This is a genomic window from Paenibacillus sp. D51F (genome assembly GCF_053345695.1).
The window spans coordinates 37579-55524 of sequence record NZ_JBKFAO010000021.1 but is presented as its reverse complement, the minus strand read 5'-3'; the positions used below and the strand labels follow the sequence as shown (position 1 = coordinate 55524).

Genomic DNA, 17946 nt, shown 5'->3' with positions numbered 1-17946 from the left:
GAGAAACGGATGTGGTCGCCTTTGTCCCCGGATTTCAACCGTTAAAAGCGGCAGAAATCAGAGAAATCTGGGGACAACAGCGATCGGAAGAATGATTTCCGTCTGCATCGACACATTTTCAGTGGCCTCGATGTTCCGGATTGGCTTTTTCAGGAAACGATGACGGCTCCTCACGGCAAGAAAGGCGGGGCAAGGCAGAAATTCTGCCTTGCCCCGCCTTTTTTGCCGGATGGCCGCCTACCCCCGCAGGAACAGCGCGCCTACCGCCAGCGACAGCAGGATGCCCCATACGGCGTTCAGCTTCAGATATTGAACCATGATGAAAAAGACGGCCGCGATCAGAAACGGCAGGAAGCTGACGATTCCGTTCGCCGGCTTGAAGGCGAACTTGGAGAAATCATAGGCCAGCATCGCCATCATGACGAAGATGACGGGCTGGATGCCCTTGATCATTCCTTTGATGACGGGGTTGTCGCTCAGCTTGATCATGATGCCGGAGAGCGCGACCATGACGAGCGCCGTCGGCAGCACGACCGCGACGAGGGCGACGGCGCTGCCCGCCACTCCGCCGACCTTGTAGCCGATATAACCGGCAAGCTTGGTCGCGATCGGCCCCGGCAGCGCATTGCCGAACGCAAGCGCCTTGCCGAATTCCTCCGAGCTCATCCAGCCGTAGCGGTTGACGACCTGATCCTGGTAGATCGGGATGATGGACGGCCCGCCGCCGTAGCCGAGCAGCGTGGCGACGCCGAAAGAGTAGAACAAATTCCATAACGTAGCGATCATAAGACGAACTTCCTTTCCAAATTGAACCCATCCGGCCTACCAGCCGATGGCCATGCCATCCCCTCTTGGATCGGCCGCGCCGGTCAGCAGCCCCTCGCCGCTGATGACGATGCCCTGCGACTGGCCGGTGACGCCGTCCCAGGCTCCGACGAGCTCGACCGCGTGGCCCCACTGCTCCAGCGTCCGGGCGGTCTGCTCCAGGCCGCGGTTCTCCAGCTTGAGCGAGTCGCTGCCCGAGCCCCAGGTCCGGCCGTAGATCCAGCGGGGCAGCGCCAGCGCTTCCTGGATGCTGCAGCCGTAGTCGAGCAGGCCGGTGATGACCGACAGCTGCGTCTGCGGCTGGCCTTCGCCGCCCTGCGTTCCGACGAGGGCGTACGGCTTGCCGCCCCGCGTGATCATGGCCGGCATCAGCGTATGGAACGAGCGCTTGCCGGGCGCGAGCACATTGGGACGCGCCGGATCGAGCGAGAAGAACGAGCCCCGGTTCTGCATGAGCACGCCGGTCTCCTCAGGCATGTAGGCCGCCCCAAAATCATAATACAAGCTTTGGATAAAAGATACCGCGTTTCCTTCCCCGTCCACGACAGCCGCATACGCGGTATCCTGGCCCATCGCCGGAGACAGATGGGGAGCCGGATCGGGGAAGCTCCGGTCGATTTCCTCATACAAATGCCTGGCGTAGGATTTGGACAGCAGCCGCTCCAGCGGGATATGCGCGAAGTCGGGATCGGTCAAATAGCGGTCGCGGTCGCGGAACGTCTTTTTGACCGTCTCGGCCATCAGATGGTAGAACTCCGGGGATTCCCTCGGCACGGCCGACAGATCTGTATTCTCCAGCACGTTCAGCATCATGAGCGCCGAGAACCCCTGCGAATTCGGCGGCATCTGGTGAACGTCATAGCCCCGGTAATTGACGGAGATCGGCTTCACCCATTCGCCTTGATGGGAGGTGAAGTCCCCTTCCGACAGCAGGCCGCCGTCGCGCCGCATGCCGTTTACGATCCTCTGCATGACGGAGCCGGAATAAAAGGCGTCCCGCCCGCCTGCCTGCAGCTCCCGCAGCGTGCGGGCCAGCTCCGTCTGGATCAGCCGGTCGCCGATGCCGAGCAGGATGCCATGAGGGAGGTAAATTTCCGCGAGCGGAGCGCAGGCCGCAAGCTCCTTCCTGTTCGCGAGCATCCAGCGATGCAGGTTCGGAGAGACCGGGAAGCCCTTCTCCGCATACTGGACGGCGGGCTCCAGCAGCTCTTCCCACGGAAGGCGTCCGCTGCGCCGCCATACCTCCCACCAGGCGTCGACCATGCCCGGCACCGTGATGGAGCTGCGCACCCCGCGCTGGGGAATGGCGCTCTCTCCCGCATCGAGGTAAACGCCGGGATGCAGCCCGCTGCCGGCGCGGCCGCTGCCGTTGTATCCCGCCAGCCCGCCGCTCGCCGCATCGTAGAGCATGAAAAAGCTGTCTCCCCCGACACCGGTCATATGGGGATACACGACTCCCAGCGACGCGCTGATCGATACAGCCGCATCGGCGGCGCTGCCTCCGCGCCGGATCATGTCGCGTCCGACCTCGCTCGCGATGTAGTGGGGAGCCGCCACCATGCCCTGATAGCCCATCGGCATGACCGGCTTCATGACGCCGCCTCCACATAAGCCTGCAGCGCCGCCTGCACCGCCGCTCCTGCAGGCAGGTCGGCCCCGTGGCGCAGCAGCGCCGCCTCCAGCGCACCGAGCAGCAGCAGAACGTTGCGCTTGCTGCAGCTGTAGCCCATCGTGCCGATCCGCCAGATTCTCCCCTTGAGCGGACCGAAGGAGCTCGCGATCTCGATGCCGAACTGCTCCAGCAGCATGGACCGCACCGATTCGCCGTCGATGCCGGCCGGTATCTCGATGCAGGTGACGACCGCCAGCTTGCAGGCCGGATCTCCGTAGAAGCGATGGCCCATGGCGCCAAGGCCTGCCATGAGCGCACCTTCATGGAGGCGGTGGCGGGCGAAGCGGGCTTCCAGCCCTTCCTCCAGCACGAGGCGCACGCCTTCGCGGAGCGCGTACAGCATGGAGGTCATCTCGGTATGGTGGTTGAGGCGTGCCGGACTCCAGTAGTCCTGCAGCTGGCTGAGATCGAGGTAGTTGCTGCGGATGACGCTCCGCCCGCCCTCCGTCTCGGCAGGCTGCAGCAGCAAGGCCCGGCTCGAGGTGGCAGAGCTTGCGATTGGCGCGGACGGCGTAGACGCGGATGTCATTGACGCGGATGCCGCAGGCGCGGATGCCTCAGACGCGGATGTCACTGACGCGGATGGCGTAGACGCGGATGGCGTAGACGCGGACGGCGCATAGGAAGCCGGCGCTTGCAGGCCGCGCTCCACCCTCTTGCGCGCGAGCAGCTTGCGCTCGGCGCGGTCGTTATAGGTGACCGGCGCCATGCCGGACGGCACGGAGAGGCATTTCTGCGCCCCTCCGATGACGGCATCCAGGCACCAGGCATCCGTCTCGACCGGCACGCCGCCGAGCGTGGCGACAGCGTCCACGGCGATCAGGATATCCCGATCCCGGCAGGCTCGGCCGATCTCGGCAAGCGGCTGCACGCGGCCCGTCGACGTTTCGCCGTGCACGATCAGCACGACCTGCGGCTTGCATTCCTCGATGGCCGCGATCACTTCATTGGATTCAAAGACAGTGCCCCATTCTTTCTCTATTGTGTAGACCTCCGCCCCGAGCCTCTGGGCGATTTCCTGCAGCAAATAGCCGAACCGTCCGAAAATCGGGACGAGCACCCGGTCTCCCGGCTCAATAAGCGCGGTCAGCACCGCCTCGATGCCGGATCTGGACGTGCCATCCACCGGATAAGCCCAGCGGTTCGTCGTCCGGAACAGCTCCCGCAGCATCTCCATCGTCTCGTTCATGAGGCCCGTGAACTCCGGATCGAACTGGCCGAGGATGCCGTGGCTCATCGCCCGCAGCACCCGGGGATCGACCTCCACAGGTCCAGGCGTCATGATGATTCTCGGAGACGGGGAAAGGTCGGCATATCGTTTCATGGCAATCTCTCCTCATAAGCAAGCTCGTATAATACGTCCATCAAAACGGCCAGCCCCCGCTTCAGCGCCTCAGGCTCCGTATATTCCAGCGGGGAATGGCTGATGCCGCCGCTGCTCGGCACGAACAGCATCGCGGTCGGACAGATGCCCTGCAGCAGCTGCGCGTCATGCCCGGCTCCGCTCGCCATCCGGCGGCTGCTGAGGCCGAGGCCCGCAGCCGAAGCTTCCAGCATGGCCGCAAGTCCGGAATGCATCGGAGCCGGAGCCGCATCCATCCACAGCGTGGATTCCAGCTTCAAGCCGCGGCGGTCCGCGATAGCGCCGAATGTGCGGAGCAGCCCGCTGCAAAAGGCGTCCAGCCCGGCCGCATCGTCATGCCGCACATCCAGCGTGAAGGCTGCCTCGCCCGGCACGACGTTGACCGTACCCGGCTGCACCTCTATGCGCCCGCAGGTCGCGACGAGCGGGTCTCCATGCGCCCGCGCCGCCTTCTCGGCAGCGAGCAGCATTTCCGCCGCTCCCGCCAGCGCGTCTCGCCGCAGCCCCATCGGCGTCGTCCCGGCGTGATTCGCCTCGCCGGCCAGCGTCATCCCGTAGCGCCGCTGGCCGACGATCGCCTCCACGATGCCGACATCGTCGCCGGCCCGCTCCAGCACGACACCTTGCTCGATATGAAGCTCGACAAAGGCATCCAGGTCATGCCGCCGCGGATCCGGCTGGCTCTCCCGGCCGAAGCCGGCGCCAAGCATCGCCTCTTCCAGCGTCACTCCATCCGCGTCGCGGTATCCGCCCGCATCGGCAGGAGCGTACCGTCCGGTCAGATTGCCGGATCCCCAGTACGACAACGGAAACCGGCTGCCTTCCTCCTCGCACAGAGAGACGACCTCCAGCGTCCGGCGCGGCGGTCCGTAGAGCCGGTTGAGCGCATCCAGCGCGGCGATGCCGGCGGCGACGCCGTAAGCGCCGTCGTAACGGCCGCCCCGGCGGACCGTGTCCACATGGGAGCCGGTCAGGATCGTCCGGCCGCCATCCCTTCCGGGCAGCCGCCCGTACAGGCTGCCGGTCCGGTCCCAGCGCGTCTCCAGGCCGAGGCCGGATAACCGCGCCTCCAGATGGCGCTGGGCCTCCAGCCAAGCCCCATCGTAGAGCAGCCTCGTCACGCCGGGCTGGACTTCCGCCTTGCCCGGCCGTTCTCCCGCATCGCCGGACCGGGCTTCCACATTGCTGGACCTTATTCTCGAATCGCCGAGCTGAACTCCCGTTAGGCTCGGCTGCTCTCCCCGGGCTTTCACGTTGCCCAGCCGTTTTCCCGCATCGCCGGAATCAGCCTCCGCAGTGCCCGATTGAGCTTGAGCTTCCGTGCCGACCGCCATCATTTCCGTCCTGGGCAGTTCCGCCCCGGCCTCTTCGGCCCCGATCACAGCCAGCTCCTCCAGAATATCCATCATGCAGGCCGCCGCCCCGTCCGCGGCGGCAGCCTCTCTATGTCTGGCCATGAGCCGGCCTCCTTTCCCATCCATCAAGCCTTGCCTGCATAGCTGCCGAGACCGGCGCGTATTCTCGCCCCGCCGCCGGGCAGAACGCCGCTCTCCAGGGAATAGACATGTTCGCCCCGCAGCAGCGTCCCGGCCACTCTGCAGCCGAATTCCATGCCCTCGTACGGACTGTGGGGATGCAGGTACTGCAGATGCTTCTTCTCGAGCGTATAGGGATGCTCCATGTCCACCAGCGCCAGATCGGCGTCGAGTCCGGGAACGATGCCGCCCTTGGCAGCGAAGCCGAAGCGCGCTGCCGGCGCCTGCGACAGCACCCTCGCTACAAGTCCGGCAGGCAGCCCTCTTTTCCGCACGCCTTCGTGGAGCAGCAGCTCCATCGTGCTCTGGGCGCCGGAGATGCCTCCCCAGCCGTCAAAGAAGCTCAGCCCCGGAGCTTCCTTCAGCTCGAAGGGAGAGGGGGAATGATCCGAGGCGACGAGATCGATCTTGCCCGCGGCAAGCTGCTCCCACAGACGGTCCCTGCTCTCGGCGCAGCGCAGCGGAGGAGCGCATTTGGCGACGGCTCCAAGCCTCGCCATATCCTCCTCGGTCAGCATGAGATAATGCGGACATGTCTCCACCGTGACGTCCATCCCGCTCGTCTTGGCGCTGTGGATCAGCTCTACGGAATCGGGGTGGCTGATGTGCACGAAATGGAGGCGGCAGCCGGTCCTGCCGGCGTAGAAGAGCGCCCGGTTGACCGCCTCGAGCTCCGCGATCGGCGGCCTCGATGCCGCAAAATCGAGAGCGCCCGTACGCCCTTCGAGCCGCATGGCATCTCCCAGAGCCGTCGTCATGCTGTCGTTCTCCGCATGCAGCGCCAGCACCCCGCCGAAGGAGGCGATCCGGCGCATCCCTTCATACAAGGTCCAGTCGTCGGCTTCGACGAAGCGGCCCTCCCCTTCGCCGCCCGGCTTGGAGACGAACGCCTTGAAGCCGACGACGCCCGCCTCGGCCATCGGCTCGAGCTCCTGCAGCTTGCCCGGCACAAGCCCTCCCCAGAAGGCGTAATCGACCGCCGACCTGCCCGCGGCCGCCTCCGCCTTCAGCGCCAGCGCCGGAGTATCCACCGTCGCAGGCAAGCCGTTCAGCGGCATGTCGGCATATGCGGTGAAGCCGCCGGCGGCCAGCGCCGCGGAGCCGGTCGGAAACCCTTCCCAGTGGCCCATGTTCGGCTCGTTGAAATGGACATGGACGTCGATGCCGCCGGGCATGACCAGCAAGCCCCCGGCGTCGATGATTTCCGCTCCGGCCGCCTCCAGCCCGGTTCCGACTGCCGCGATCCTGCCGTCGCAGATGCCGATGTCCGCCTGCTGCGGCTCGTCATGGCCGGGCAGCGCGACAAGGCCGCCGCGCACGATCTTTTGGAATCCGCGTTCTCCCATCCCATCCGCCTCTTTTCGTTTGATGGTCAGCTTCCTCTATAGCTGCTGTATCCGCCTGGAGCGACGAGCAGCGGAACATGGTAATTTCCGCCCGATGCCGTCACGGTGAAGCGGATCGGAATCTGCTCCAGAAACCGCTCGCCGGGCGCTCCAGTCCCTTCTTCCAAACCTTGCGCCAACGGCTCCAGGGATCGGAAGTAATCGCCTGCGAAAAACAGCAGCTCGTAAATGCCCGGCGTCAACGCTTCGCCCTCGAGCAGAGGCTGATCCAGCCTTCCGTCCTCGTTCGTGGCGTTTTCATGAAGGATGCCTTTGCCGCCGGCACCCGCCAGCCGTACAAGCTGCAGCTTCATGCCGGCGGCCGGGCCGCCATGGGCCATGTCCAGCACATGGGTCGTCAATTTCCCTGCCATTCAAGCTCCTCCTCGATTGCCCTTGTCTCCTTGCCCGAGCTCCCTGGCTCCCGGGGGCCTGTCGTCATTCCGAGATCAGATCAGCGAGCCGGAAGCCGGAAATGCGCGCGATTTCCCGCAGCGCCTGATCCAGCTCCTCTCCGCGCTCCCTGGCCGCGCGCTCGGCCAGCGAGGAGAGGATGTCGTCCTTGTTCTTGCCCCGCACAGCCAAGATGAACGGAAAGCCGAAGCGGCTGACATAGTCCCGGTTCAGCGAGCTGAACCGCTCGTATTCCTCCGGACTCAGGCTGTCAAGCCCAGCTCCCTTCTGCTCCGATACGGACAGGTCGCTCATCGCCAGCTTCGTGCCGAGATCGGGATGGCAGCGCAGCAGCGCCAGCTGCTTCTCTTCCGGCGCGCTCCGCGCGGCATTCACCATCGCCGCATGCAGCTCCTCCGCGGATTCGAACGGCCGCAGCGGCTCGACCGCCTCGGCTACCCAGGGAGAATGCTCGAAGATGCCGCCGAGAGCTTCCACGAAGGATGCGGCCGGCAATCCGTTCAGCTGTTCCATCGTCCACTCCGCGCTCACGACCAGTACCCCTCGTGGACGGCGACGACCGCTTCCTCGATTTCGGGGAACGGGCCGATGACCGTCACCGGCTTGCTTCCGGCTGCGAACACTTCCCGGCACGGCAGATCGAGCGTCGGATTCTGCTCGTCGTCGCCGGTCATTTCCAGCAGCCGCTTCTCGCTGATGCCGTAGACGACCGTACCGAGATTGCCCCAATAGATCGATCCCGCGCACATGGCGCAGGGCTCGACCGTCGTGTACATGACGCAGTCCCACAGGAACTTCCTGTCATAGACGGCGGAAGCCCGCTCCATCAGTGTCGTTTCCGCATGTCCGGTGCAATTGCTCTCCGTAATCTCGATGTTGCCTTGCTCCAGCAGCACACGGCCCTCCTTGTCGACCAGAATCGCTCCGAACGGCGTGTTGCCCGCCGCCCTCGCCCGCTTCGATACCTCGACTGCACGCTGCAAATAAGGCAGATGGTCTCTTGGCTCCATTCCTTTTCATCTCCTGACTTCTCTATCGTTATAGGGCTGGTCTGCCCTTCCGGCCTCGGGCTATTTGGCGGGCGGCATCTCCGCCTGCCCTTCCGAGGCTCTGCATACCGCCCGGAATATGCTTCCGTACCCGGTGCAGCGGCAAATATTGCCTGCCAGCGCCTCCTCCGTCTCCAAACGGCTCGGGCACGGATTATGCTCCAGCAGCGAGGAAACGGAGATGACCATTCCCGGCGTGCAGTAGCCGCATTGAAAGCCTCCTTCTTGCAGAAAAGCCGCCTTGACCCGGCCGGCCCGCTCTCCCTGCAGCCCCTCGATCGTCACCAGATCCGCGCCGCTGCATTGGTAAGCCGACAGCAGGCAGCTGTTGACCGGCTCTCCGTCCAGCAGCACCATGCAGGCTCCGCATCGTCCGATCTCGCAGGAGCGCTTGGTCCCCGTCAGGCCCAGATCCTCCCGCAGCACCGTGAGCATGCGGCGGGCGGGCCATGTCCCGATCGTCCGCTCTTCGCCGTTGAGGCGGAACGTCAGCTCGAACGGCGGCTCCCCGCCGCCTTCCTCCTCCGCCGGCTCCGGCATGGAAGGCGCCGGCCGCCCGCTCTGTTCCGCTATCCGTTCATCCTGGATCGATGCAGCCGCCGAATGCCTTTTGAGCTCCAGCTTCGCCTCGCCCTCGGGATAGCTCGGGCTGTTGTTATCCGGCATCCGCTCCGCCTCCTTCCGCTTCCGCTTGCGTCTCTCCCAGGAAAGCTCGCTGGAGCAGCTCCGGCTGCACCGGAAGCTTCCTTACTCTGATGCCGGTCGCTTGCAGGATCGCAGCCGCGATGGCGGGAGCGAGCGCGACCGAGCCGATCTCCCCGACTCCGCGGGGACCGTAGGCGTCGTCCTCCGGCAGCTCCTCGATGGCCTCCACCGTCAACCGCCCGCTGTCCGCCGCCGTCGGCACGAGATACGTATCGAGATTGCGGGTCAGATAACGTCCCTCTTCCATGACGGCATCCTCGCTCAGCGCGAAGCCTAGCGCCATCGAGGCTCCTCCTTCGATCTGCCCGAGATAGCCTTGCGGATTGGCGACGGGGCCGGCGGCTACGGCGTGGTACTGGTCGGTCACCTTGATCCGGCCGGTCAGCAGGTCCACCTCCACCCGCGCCGCCACTGCGGCGTAAGTGTAGAGGAAGTGGGCTCCGACATGCTTTTTCGTCGTGACGGGATAATGGAACGTCGTCTCGCAGCGCAGCGTCCGGCCCGAAGCTCGGAGGCGCTGCGACAGCTCCCGGTAAGAGAGGACCAGCCCGCCCTGCCGATCGCGGACTCCTCCCTCGCTGGTCTCCAGCTCCTCGGGCCGAAGGCCCGAAGCGTCGGATGCCTCTTCCTTGAGGCGCCGCGTCAGCTCCGGATGCAGCCTGCGCAGCGCCATCCACATCATGCTCGTCGCCCTGGAGGCCGTGCTGGAGCCGCTGTTCGGAACCTTGTCGGTGTCCCCGATGACGATGCGCACGTCGGCGGCCCCGAACCCGAACTGCTCGATCAGCATCCCCTGCAGCGTGGCGATCAGTCCTTGGCCGAATTCCTCGTAGCCGAAAACCGCCTCGATCACGCCATCCTCCGCAAGCTGCAGAATGCCTCCCGCCGGATCGGGAATGCCATAGCCGAGACCGGCTCCGTGCATCGTGATCGCGGCTCCGACGCCGGTCCGGATCCACGGCTTTTTGCCGAGGCTGTAATCTTTCCGCTCCAGCGTCTGCCTGCGCTGCCTCCAGAGCGGGCTGCGCTCCAACGCTTCCCACACCTGCCGCGCCCCGTCCGTCTGCGCGATCGGCTGGCCGAGCGGTCCGGGATCCCCCGTCCGGCGCATGTTGAGCCGCCGGAACTCCCATGGATCCATTCCATGCAGCTCCGCCAGCTCATCCATCTGCCCCTCCAGGGCGAAGATGGCCTGATTGCCGCCAAAGCCGCGGAATTCCCCGGATACGCCGTTGTTCGTATAAACCGCCGAGCCCTCCACATCGAGGTTCGGATGAAGATAAGGTCCGATGACATGCTCGGTAGAGAAATTGAGCACCTCGGCTCCCAACGTGGCGTAAGCCCCCGTATCGGATAAAATGCGCGCCCGGTGGGCCAGCAGCCTGCCGTCCTTTCCGATGCCCGTCTTCATGGAGATGATCATCGGATGGCGCTTCAGCCCGGCCCGGACGGACTCCATGCGGGAATTGTGCAGGCGCACCGGCCGGCCCGTCGCCAGCGCGAGCAGGCAGCCGTAAGGCTGGACATTCAATTCGTCCTTGCCTCCGAAGGAGCCGCCGATCGGGCTGGATACGACGCGGATCCGCTCCTCCTCCCAGTTCAGGATGCGCGCCAGCTGCATCCGGTCCATCAGGCCGTGCTGAGTCGCCGAATACACGGTCAGCCTGCCATCCTTCTCCGGAATGAAGAGGCCGCCCTCGGTTTCCATGTAGGTATGCATCTGGCGGGGAGTGGAGTAGACGTTCTCGACGATATGATGGCATAAGGCGAAAGCCGCCTCCGCATCCCCCGTCTTGTATTCCGTCCGATGCAGCAGATTGCCGTCCTCATGCAGGCGCGGGGCTTCCTCCTCCAGCGCCTGCGCAGGATCGCTCAGCACCGGCAGCGGCTCGTAGTCGACCTCTATGAGGGCGAGCGCGGCTTCCGCGAGCTCGTCGCTGTCCGCGGCGACCGCCGCCACAGCGTCCCCGATATACCGGACCCGGTCCTCGCAGAACACGGGCTGATGGGGAAAAGCGATGCCGAACCGGTTCAGGCCCGGCACGTCCTTATGGGTAAGCACCGCATGCACGCCGGGCAATGCCAGCGCCTTGCCGATGGAGACCGACTTGATCGCCGCATGGGGATGGGCGCTTCGGAGCACGCGTCCGCACAGCGCGTCCGGAAGCTGCATGTCGGTCAAATACGTCAGCCTTCCGTTCACCTTGTCCGGACCGTCCGGCCGGGTCCGCCAGCGCTCTCCGCTGGACTCACGGTCAAGTATCATCGCGTCCCTCTCCTTCCGGTATCGTAAAATGGATCGCTAGACTGTGGAGCAGGCGGTCCGAACTCCGAAAACGGATGGCTCCTCCGATTCTGGAGCAGGCGGTCCAAACTCCGAAAACGGATGGCTCCTCCGATCGCTGTTGAAGACGGATTTCTTGATTTCCCACCCTTGATAAGGGGAAATCCGTCTTCAAAGGCGAACGCTGCCGCTTCTCCAGAGCACATCCGTTTTTCTCCGTATCCTTTCTCCAGCAGTTGCGGCTGCAAGCTCTCCGTACGAGCAGCGGCTTCGCCCGCTGCCCGCCACCCACACCTTCGGCTGAAGCCGGAAGTCAGCTTCCGCTCCACGCCTCCCACACCGCTGCCGCAGCAAGATTGGCCGCCGTCCGCCGCCGGTAATCGGCATCCGCGAAGACGTCGCCGGCAGGCAGGAACTCGGCCAGCGCCGCAGCATGGACGGCAGCGGCGGCTTCGGCCGCGCTCGCGCCGCCAACAATGGCGCCGAGAGCGGCCCGCTCCGCGAGGCGGAGCCGCTGCGGGATGCAGGAGCCGCCGCCGGCGGCAAGCCGCAGCGCGGGCTGTCCGCCCTGCTCCGGCAGCATCGTTCCCGTCGCGGCGAAGCTGACGAGCGACGGAGTGAACGACTCGCGGCGTCCGACCTTGCGCCAGCAATGCCAGCCGCCCGCAGCCTGCGGCTCCGCCCGGCTCTCCCGAAGCCGGATTCCGGCCAGCAGCCGCCGTTCCGGCTCCGCCAAGGAGCGGCGCTCATCGAGCCATTCATCGAGCGGCTGCTCGGCCAGCCCGGCTCCGTCGTACCACAGGAGTGCGGCTTCCAGCGCCAGCAGCGCCGGAAGCGAGTCCCCGATCGCGGAGGCGGCATTGCCGCCCAGCGTGCCGAGGTTGCGGATGCCAGGACCGCCGATCGTGCCGACAGCCTCATGCAGCAGCGGCCAGCGCTCTCGGATGGGCGCAGAACGCTTTACGGCTGCAAGCGTGGCCTGCGAGCCGACAAGGACCCCTTCGGAATCTGCCGCGATGTCCGCTAGCCCGGGTATTCCTCTCAAATCCAGCAAATACGGCGGAAGCGGCGCCCCGTTTTCCCACTGCGTCCGCAGCAGGGATCCCCCGGCGACCGGCACGGCCGCCGCTTCCCGGCCAGCCCGGAGCAGCCAGGCTTCCTGCAGCGACATCGGCTTCAGAAGCGCCGGCTGCATGCCGGGCATGGATTGAACCGCCATGTCTTTTCCTCCTTCCGGCACGGAATGAACGCCGTGCCCCATGCATGCCTTTCGCGACCGAAGCCCCGACCCCTCAGTCCCGGACGTCCTTACAGACGCTGCTCCCGAATGTACGGGCTTCCCAGCGCTTCGGGCGAGCCGGACGGCTTGCCGCGGTTCCGCCAGCCGAGATACATGAGCACGAGAATCGTGACGACGTACGGAATCATTTTCAGGAAATACGACGGAATTGCGGTGCCTTCCAGCTGGATGCGGAAGCCCAGCGAGTCCAATGCCCCGAAGAAATAGGCGCACAGCAAAGCGCGCAGCGGATTCCAGCGGGCGAAGATGATGAGCGCCACGGCGATCCAGCCTCTGCCTGCCGTCATGCCTTCGTTCCAGACCGGCGAATAGACGAGCAGCAGATCCGCTCCGGCCAGCCCGATCAGGATGGCTCCCGCCGTGACGTACAGGCAGCGGGACAGCTGGACGCGGATGCCCATGACGTCCGCAGTCGCCGGATTGTCGCCCATCGCCCGCAAATGCAGCCCCAACGAAGTCCGGTGGATGAGCAGATGCAGGAGGACGGCGAGCGCGAAGCTTGCCCAGGTGAACACATCCAGATGCGCGAACAAGTCGCCAAGCACCGGTACGCCGTCCAGGAAATTCAGATTCACCTTCGGCACCGGAGCCGGCATCGGCTGGCCGCTGACCGGCTTGCCGAGGTAAGCGCTGAGGCCGGTGCCGAACAGCGTCATCGCGAGGCCTGTGACGATATGGTTGGCCCGCAGCGACACCGTCATGAAGGCATGGATCAGGCCAAGCGCCGCCGAGACGCCGGCTGCCGCCAGCAGCGCCAGGCCAAGGCTCCCCGTCCGCAGGTAGATGATGCAGGCGGTTACCGCGCCCATCAGCATGATGCCCTCGGTGCCGAGCTGGATGATGCCGGCGCGTTCGTTCAGAATTCCGCCCAGAGTCGCGATCAGCAGCGGCGTGCCGGAAGCGATGGCGGCTGCAAGCAGCATGATGAGAAAGTCCATAGGTCGATAGCCTCCCGGCGCGGTGTCAGGCGGTGCGGCGGACTCGGAACTTGGCCGCCATGTCGCCTGCGATGAGACAGAACAGGATCGCTCCTTGAATCATGGAAGAGATGGAGGAGGGCATGCCGATCGTCTGCACGCTGTAGCCGCCTACGATGAGGCCGCCGAAAAAGAACGAGGTGACGAGCAGTCCCGCCGGATGAAGCTTGGCGAGCCAGGCGACGATGATGGCGGTATAGCCGTAGCCCGGCGAGATGCCGTACATGAGCCGGTGGGCGACTCCCGACACCTCCGCCATGCCGGCGATGCCGGCCAGTCCGCCGCTGATGCCCATGACGATCAGGATATGACGGCGGATGTTGATGCCCGCTCCCCGCGCCGCATCGGGATTGGCTCCGATCAGCCTGAGCTCGTAGCCCCAGCGGGTGTAGCGGATCATGACCGCATACAGGATGACGGCGCCGACGGCGAACAGCAGCCCGAGATGAAGGCGGGAATCGCCGAGCACCGGCAGCGACTGGTTGTCGCCGAACATCGGCGTGCCCGGGAAGTTGAAGCCCTTGGGATCCTTCCACGGACCGAAGACGACGTAGTTCAGGCCGAGCAGGGCGATATAGTTCAGCATGAGGGAAGTGATGAGCTCGTTGACCTGGAAATACGTCCGCGGAATGGCGGTCAGCAGCCCCCAGAACGCTCCGGCGGCGATGCCCGCCGCCAGCATGCACGGAATCGACAGCCAGAGCGGCAAGCCCGGCATGTAGATCGTAACCGCGGTCGCGCCCATGGCGCCTGCGAGGAACTGCCCCTCCGCGCCGATGTTCCACACGGAGATCCGATAGGCGATCGAGACGCCTAGTCCGCACAGCAGCAGCGGAATCGCTTTGACGAGCGTTTCCGTAAGTCCGAATTCGGTGCCGAAGGCCCCACGGAACATTTTGGCGTATACGGTAACAGGGTTCATGCCGTTCGCCCCGATGAAGACGGCGCAAATGAGCAAGCCCATGAAGATGGAGACGACCGGCGTCCACCACGGCGAGCCCTTGCCCGCCGGATCGATCTCCAGCCGGAACGGAAAGCGCGGCTTATCTGTCCCGGGCGCTCCCGCTGCGCTCGAACTTCCTGGCGAGGCTTCGGGCGACCCAGCCGATCTGCCAGCCGATGCCGCCTTTATCGGAGCTGCCGGGATATAGACGATATCTCCCCCGGCGGAGGCCAGCATCTGCGCGCCCCTTGCCGGCGGCTGCTCTTGCTGCCGCTGCTCCGATGCCGCCCAGGCAGCCGCAGCGGATCTCAATTCCTCCGGCGTTCCTTGCCGCCTTTGCGCCAAGTCCGATCCGCTGGTCGAAGCCTTGCTCGATTCCTCCGGCATCCCTTCCCGCCTCTGCGCCAAGTCCGCTCCGCCGGTCGAAGCCTTGCTCGATTCCTCCGGCATCCCTTCCCGCCTCTGCGCCAAGTCCGATCCGCCGGTCGAAGCCTTGCTCGATTCCTCCGGCATCGCAGCGTGCCTCTGCGCCAAGGCCGCCCCGGCGGCCGAAGCGCCGACAGCGATGAATTTCAGCCTGCTCATGCCAACGCCTCCTTCTTGCCGCCGTCCGGACTGCCTTCCTGCCCGGCTTCGGCGGCTGCAGCCGCTTCTCCCATCCCTGTCATGAGCATGCCGATGACCGCACGGTCCGCTTCATCATGCTTCAGCTCTCCGATGATCCGGCCGCCGAACAGAACGAGAATCCGGTCGGACAGCTGCAGGATCTCATCCAGATCCTCCGAGATCAGCAGCACGCCGCTGCCCGTTTCCCGCAGGTCCATGAGCATCCGATGCACGCTGTCCGTCGCTCCGACATCCAGTCCCTGCGTCGGATGGACGGCGACGAGCAGCTTCGGCTCCCTCGCGATCTCGCGGGCGAACAGCAGCTTCTGCTGATTGCCACCCGACAGCATCCGGACAGGGGTATCGATGCCCGGCGTGCGGACGTCGAAGCGCTCCACCTGCTCCGCCGCCCAGCTCTTGTTGGCCCGCCCGCGCAGCAGGCCGAGACGAGAGGAGCGCTCGCTGTTCCGGTACGATTTGGCGATCAGGTTGTCCGTCAGCGCGAGGCTGCCCGCGAGGCCGCTCTTCATCCGGTTCTCCGGAATATGCGAGATGCCGGCCTCAATCGTGTCCCGCACCGAGGCGTTCCTCCATTTCTTGCCGTCGAACTCGATCTCGCCCGACTTCCACTCTTGAAGTCCGTTGAGCACCTCGGCCAATTCCTTCTGGCCGTTGCCCGCGACGCCTGCAATGCCTACGATCTCGCCCCGGTTCACCGTCAGGTCGAGTCCGTCCAGCGCCTGGCGCCCGCCGTGTCCGGCCGCCTTCAGGCTGCGGATGGCGAGCAGAGGCTCCGTTCCCGCCTCCCCGCGTTCCTTGCGCTCCAGCACGACCTCCTTGCCGACCATCAGGCGGGCCAGCTCCCGCTCGTCCGTGTCCTCCTTGGCGAGCGAGGCGATCATCTTGCCCTTCCGCATGACCGAGATGCGGTCGGCGACGCTCATGACCTCCTTCATCTTGTGCGTCGTGATGATGATCGTCTTGCCCTCCGCCCGCATCTGCCGCAGCGTCGCGAACAGCTGCTCAGCCTCGCCAGGCGTCAGCACGGAAGTCGGCTCGTCGAGGATGATGATGTCGGCGCCGCGATACAGCGTCTTGACGATCTCGACCCGCTGCTGCTCGCCGACGGACAGCTGCCATATCGGCCGGTCCACCGGAAACCCGAGTCCGAAACGAGCGGCAAGCTCCTCGATTTCCCTTGACTTCCGCTTCAGCCAGCCGCGCCCTCTCCAGAGCGAGCCCTTCTCTCCCAGCACCATGTTCTCCGCGGCCGTCAGCGTCTGCACGAGGCGGAAGTTCTGGAACACCATGCCGATCCCGAGCTGGGAGGCTTCCTTGGGCGAGCGGATCCGGGCAGGCTTGCCGTTCAGGCAGATCTCTCCCTCGGTAGCGCGGTAGACCCCGGAGAGCATGCACATCATCGTGCTTTTGCCGGCCCCGTTCTCCCCGAGCAGCGCATGGATTTCCCCCTTGGCCGCCTGGAAGTCCACATGGTCGTTGGCGGTCACGGAGCCGAACCTCTTTACGATTCCTCGCATGTCGACGGCTGGAATGGCATTCATGTCGGCAGTCCTCCTTCAGTAATAAGCGCGGGTGCAAAAACGGCTCAGACCCCTTGGGGACAAGGGATCTGAACACGCCTGCTCCGGTTCGGATTATCGGTTGTCCTTACTTCGGAATCGTTCCGTCGACGCCTTTGACGAGCCAATCCATGGCGAGAATCTCGTCGAGGCTGAGCGACTTGCCTTGCTCGACCTTGGCCGCTCCGGACTGATCGGCGATCGGACCTGCGAATACGTCCAGCGTGCCGTCCAGCAGCTTGGCTTTGGCATCCTCGACCAGCTTCTTCACCTCGTCCGGAATCTTCGCTCCCAGAGGGGCGAGGCCGACCATGCCGTCCTTCATATCGCCCATGTACTGATCGCTCTTCCACGTTCCGTCCATGACTGACTTGACGACCTTCGTATAATACGGACCCCAGTTCCAGGTCGGGTTGGTCAAATAGTTGTCCGGCGCAAACCGGCTCATGTCGGAATCGTTGCCGCCTGCGAACGCGCCCCGCTCGGCCGCCGCTTGGATCGTAGCCGGGGAATCCTGGTAGGCGAGCAGCACGTCCGCGCCTTTGTCCAGCAGGCTGACCGCCGCCTGCCGCTCCGCCGTCGGATCGTACCAGGTATTGGACCAGATGACGCTTACCTTGGCGTCGGGGTTGACGCTTTGCGCTCCGAGGGCAAAGGCGTTCAGGTTGTAGATGACCTCCGGAATCGGGAACGCCCCGACGTATCCGATGAGGTTCTTTTTCGTCATTTTGCCGGCTGCGATGCCGGACAGATAGCTGGCTTCATAGTTGCGTCCGAAGTAGGTGCCCATATTGTCCGCCGTCTTATAGCCCGCCGTATGCTCGAAAATCACTTTCGGAAACTTCTTCGCCACGTTCAGCGTGTAGTCCATATAGCCGAAGCTGGTCGTGAAGATGATGTCATGGTCCTGCGCCAGCTCGGTGATGATCCGCTCGGCGTCCGCGCTCTCCGGGACGTTCTCGACGGTATCCGCCTTGATGCCGGTCTGCTCTTCCATATACTTGCGGCCTTTGTCATGCTCGTAGGTCCAGCCGCCGTCTCCGGGAGGCCCGATGTAGACAAATGCGACGCGAGGCTTCTCGATCGCCGGCTTGGCGCTCCCGCCCTCCGCCGTCCCTGCATTTGCCGCCGTGCCGGAATTCGAGCTCGAGCTGTTCCCGCATCCTGCCGTCACAAGCATAAGTGCCATCAACATGACCGTCGCTGCTTTGAACGAAATGACCCTCTTCATCTCTTATCCTCCTTCAGATCGGCTGCCTGGCTCGAGGCCGCGGCAGAGGCTTTCTGATCCCAACTATAAGATTCATG

Annotated in this window: 15 protein-coding genes; all 15 read right to left on the bottom strand. The window is 64.9% G+C overall.

Annotation, left to right across the window (positions count from 1 at the left end):
• Positions 1-237: 237 nt before the first annotated feature.
• A complete protein-coding gene (locus ACLBWT_RS22560) occupies positions 238-786 on the bottom strand; it encodes a chromate transporter (RefSeq protein WP_447665324.1) in 549 nt (182 codons plus the stop codon).
• Positions 787-822: 36 nt separating this feature from the next.
• Positions 823-2418 (bottom strand): gamma-glutamyltransferase, encoded by a 1596-nt coding sequence (gene ggt / locus ACLBWT_RS22555; protein ID WP_447665323.1) that lies wholly within the window; start codon positions 2416-2418, stop codon positions 823-825.
• Complete coding sequence (locus ACLBWT_RS22550) at positions 2415-3821, bottom strand: pyridoxal-phosphate-dependent aminotransferase family protein (RefSeq protein ID WP_447665321.1); 1407 nt, start codon at positions 3819-3821, stop codon at positions 2415-2417. Before ACLBWT_RS22550 ends, ggt begins: the two co-directional genes overlap by 4 nt.
• Entirely contained in the window at positions 3818-5317 is a 1500-nt protein-coding gene (locus ACLBWT_RS22545; RefSeq protein WP_447665319.1) for a hydantoinase/carbamoylase family amidase, read from the bottom strand. Before ACLBWT_RS22545 ends, ACLBWT_RS22550 begins: the two co-directional genes overlap by 4 nt.
• A 23-nt stretch (positions 5318-5340) precedes the next feature.
• The gene (gene allB, locus ACLBWT_RS22540) at positions 5341-6741 is read right to left on the bottom strand and encodes an allantoinase AllB (RefSeq protein ID WP_447665318.1); all 1401 of its coding nucleotides are present in this window, start codon (positions 6739-6741) and stop codon (positions 5341-5343) included.
• Positions 6742-6767: 26 nt separating this feature from the next.
• Positions 6768-7154, bottom strand: a complete 387-nt coding sequence (gene uraH / locus ACLBWT_RS22535) for a hydroxyisourate hydrolase (RefSeq protein WP_447665317.1) — start codon at positions 7152-7154, stop codon at positions 6768-6770.
• 64 nt (positions 7155-7218) lie between these two features.
• Positions 7219-7725, bottom strand: coding sequence for a 2-oxo-4-hydroxy-4-carboxy-5-ureidoimidazoline decarboxylase (gene uraD / locus ACLBWT_RS22530; RefSeq protein WP_447665316.1), 507 nt, complete (start codon positions 7723-7725; stop codon positions 7219-7221).
• Entirely contained in the window at positions 7722-8204 is a 483-nt protein-coding gene (locus ACLBWT_RS22525; protein WP_447665315.1) for a nucleoside deaminase, read from the bottom strand. Before ACLBWT_RS22525 ends, uraD begins: the two co-directional genes overlap by 4 nt.
• Before the next feature lie 60 nt (positions 8205-8264).
• Positions 8265-8909 (bottom strand): (2Fe-2S)-binding protein, encoded by a 645-nt coding sequence (locus ACLBWT_RS22520; RefSeq protein WP_447665314.1) that lies wholly within the window; start codon positions 8907-8909, stop codon positions 8265-8267.
• Positions 8899-11214 carry a xanthine dehydrogenase subunit D gene (pucD, locus tag ACLBWT_RS22515; protein ID WP_447665313.1) on the bottom strand — a complete coding sequence of 772 codons (2316 nt, stop codon included), beginning with the start codon at positions 11212-11214 and terminating at the stop codon, positions 8899-8901. The genes ACLBWT_RS22520 and pucD overlap by 11 nt, the downstream gene beginning before the upstream one ends.
• Positions 11215-11545: 331 nt before the next feature.
• Positions 11546-12451, bottom strand: coding sequence for an FAD binding domain-containing protein (locus ACLBWT_RS22510; RefSeq protein ID WP_447665312.1), 906 nt, complete (start codon positions 12449-12451; stop codon positions 11546-11548).
• A gap of 89 nt (positions 12452-12540) precedes the next feature.
• The gene (locus tag ACLBWT_RS22505; protein WP_447665311.1) at positions 12541-13470 is read right to left on the bottom strand and encodes an ABC transporter permease; all 930 of its coding nucleotides are present in this window, start codon (positions 13468-13470) and stop codon (positions 12541-12543) included.
• Between the two features lie 25 nt (positions 13471-13495).
• The gene (locus tag ACLBWT_RS22500; protein ID WP_447665310.1) at positions 13496-15037 is read right to left on the bottom strand and encodes an ABC transporter permease; all 1542 of its coding nucleotides are present in this window, start codon (positions 15035-15037) and stop codon (positions 13496-13498) included.
• Positions 15034-16620 carry an ABC transporter ATP-binding protein gene (locus tag ACLBWT_RS22495; protein WP_447665309.1) on the bottom strand — a complete coding sequence of 529 codons (1587 nt, stop codon included), beginning with the start codon at positions 16618-16620 and terminating at the stop codon, positions 15034-15036. The genes ACLBWT_RS22500 and ACLBWT_RS22495 overlap by 4 nt, the downstream gene beginning before the upstream one ends.
• A 106-nt stretch (positions 16621-16726) precedes the next feature.
• Positions 16727-17869, bottom strand: a complete 1143-nt coding sequence (locus tag ACLBWT_RS22490) for a BMP family ABC transporter substrate-binding protein (protein ID WP_447665308.1) — start codon at positions 17867-17869, stop codon at positions 16727-16729.
• Positions 17870-17946 lie beyond the last annotated feature (77 nt).

Excerpts from the sequence above, each read along its gene's own strand:
- ACLBWT_RS22520 (WP_447665314.1), bottom strand. The coding sequence starts at position 8,909 with ATGCCGGATAACAACAGCCCGAGCTATCCCGAGGGCGAGGCGAAGCTG.
- ACLBWT_RS22495 (WP_447665309.1), bottom strand. The coding sequence starts at position 16,620 with ATGAATGCCATTCCAGCCGTCGACATGCGAGGAATCGTAAAGAGGTTC.
- allB (WP_447665318.1), bottom strand. The coding sequence starts at position 6,741 with ATGGGAGAACGCGGATTCCAAAAGATCGTGCGCGGCGGCCTTGTCGCG.
- ACLBWT_RS22510 (WP_447665312.1), bottom strand. The coding sequence starts at position 12,451 with ATGGCGGTTCAATCCATGCCCGGCATGCAGCCGGCGCTTCTGAAGCCG.
- ACLBWT_RS22560 (WP_447665324.1), bottom strand. The coding sequence starts at position 786 with ATGATCGCTACGTTATGGAATTTGTTCTACTCTTTCGGCGTCGCCACG.
- pucD (WP_447665313.1), bottom strand. The coding sequence starts at position 11,214 with ATGATACTTGACCGTGAGTCCAGCGGAGAGCGCTGGCGGACCCGGCCG.
- ACLBWT_RS22490 (WP_447665308.1), bottom strand. The coding sequence starts at position 17,869 with ATGAAGAGGGTCATTTCGTTCAAAGCAGCGACGGTCATGTTGATGGCA.
- uraH (WP_447665317.1), bottom strand. The coding sequence starts at position 7,154 with ATGGCAGGGAAATTGACGACCCATGTGCTGGACATGGCCCATGGCGGC.
- ACLBWT_RS22550 (WP_447665321.1), bottom strand. The coding sequence starts at position 3,821 with ATGAAACGATATGCCGACCTTTCCCCGTCTCCGAGAATCATCATGACG.
- ACLBWT_RS22545 (WP_447665319.1), bottom strand. The coding sequence starts at position 5,317 with ATGGCCAGACATAGAGAGGCTGCCGCCGCGGACGGGGCGGCGGCCTGC.
- ACLBWT_RS22525 (WP_447665315.1), bottom strand. The coding sequence starts at position 8,204 with ATGGAGCCAAGAGACCATCTGCCTTATTTGCAGCGTGCAGTCGAGGTA.
- ggt (WP_447665323.1), bottom strand. The coding sequence starts at position 2,418 with ATGAAGCCGGTCATGCCGATGGGCTATCAGGGCATGGTGGCGGCTCCC.
- ACLBWT_RS22505 (WP_447665311.1), bottom strand. The coding sequence starts at position 13,470 with ATGGACTTTCTCATCATGCTGCTTGCAGCCGCCATCGCTTCCGGCACG.
- ACLBWT_RS22500 (WP_447665310.1), bottom strand. The coding sequence starts at position 15,037 with ATGAGCAGGCTGAAATTCATCGCTGTCGGCGCTTCGGCCGCCGGGGCG.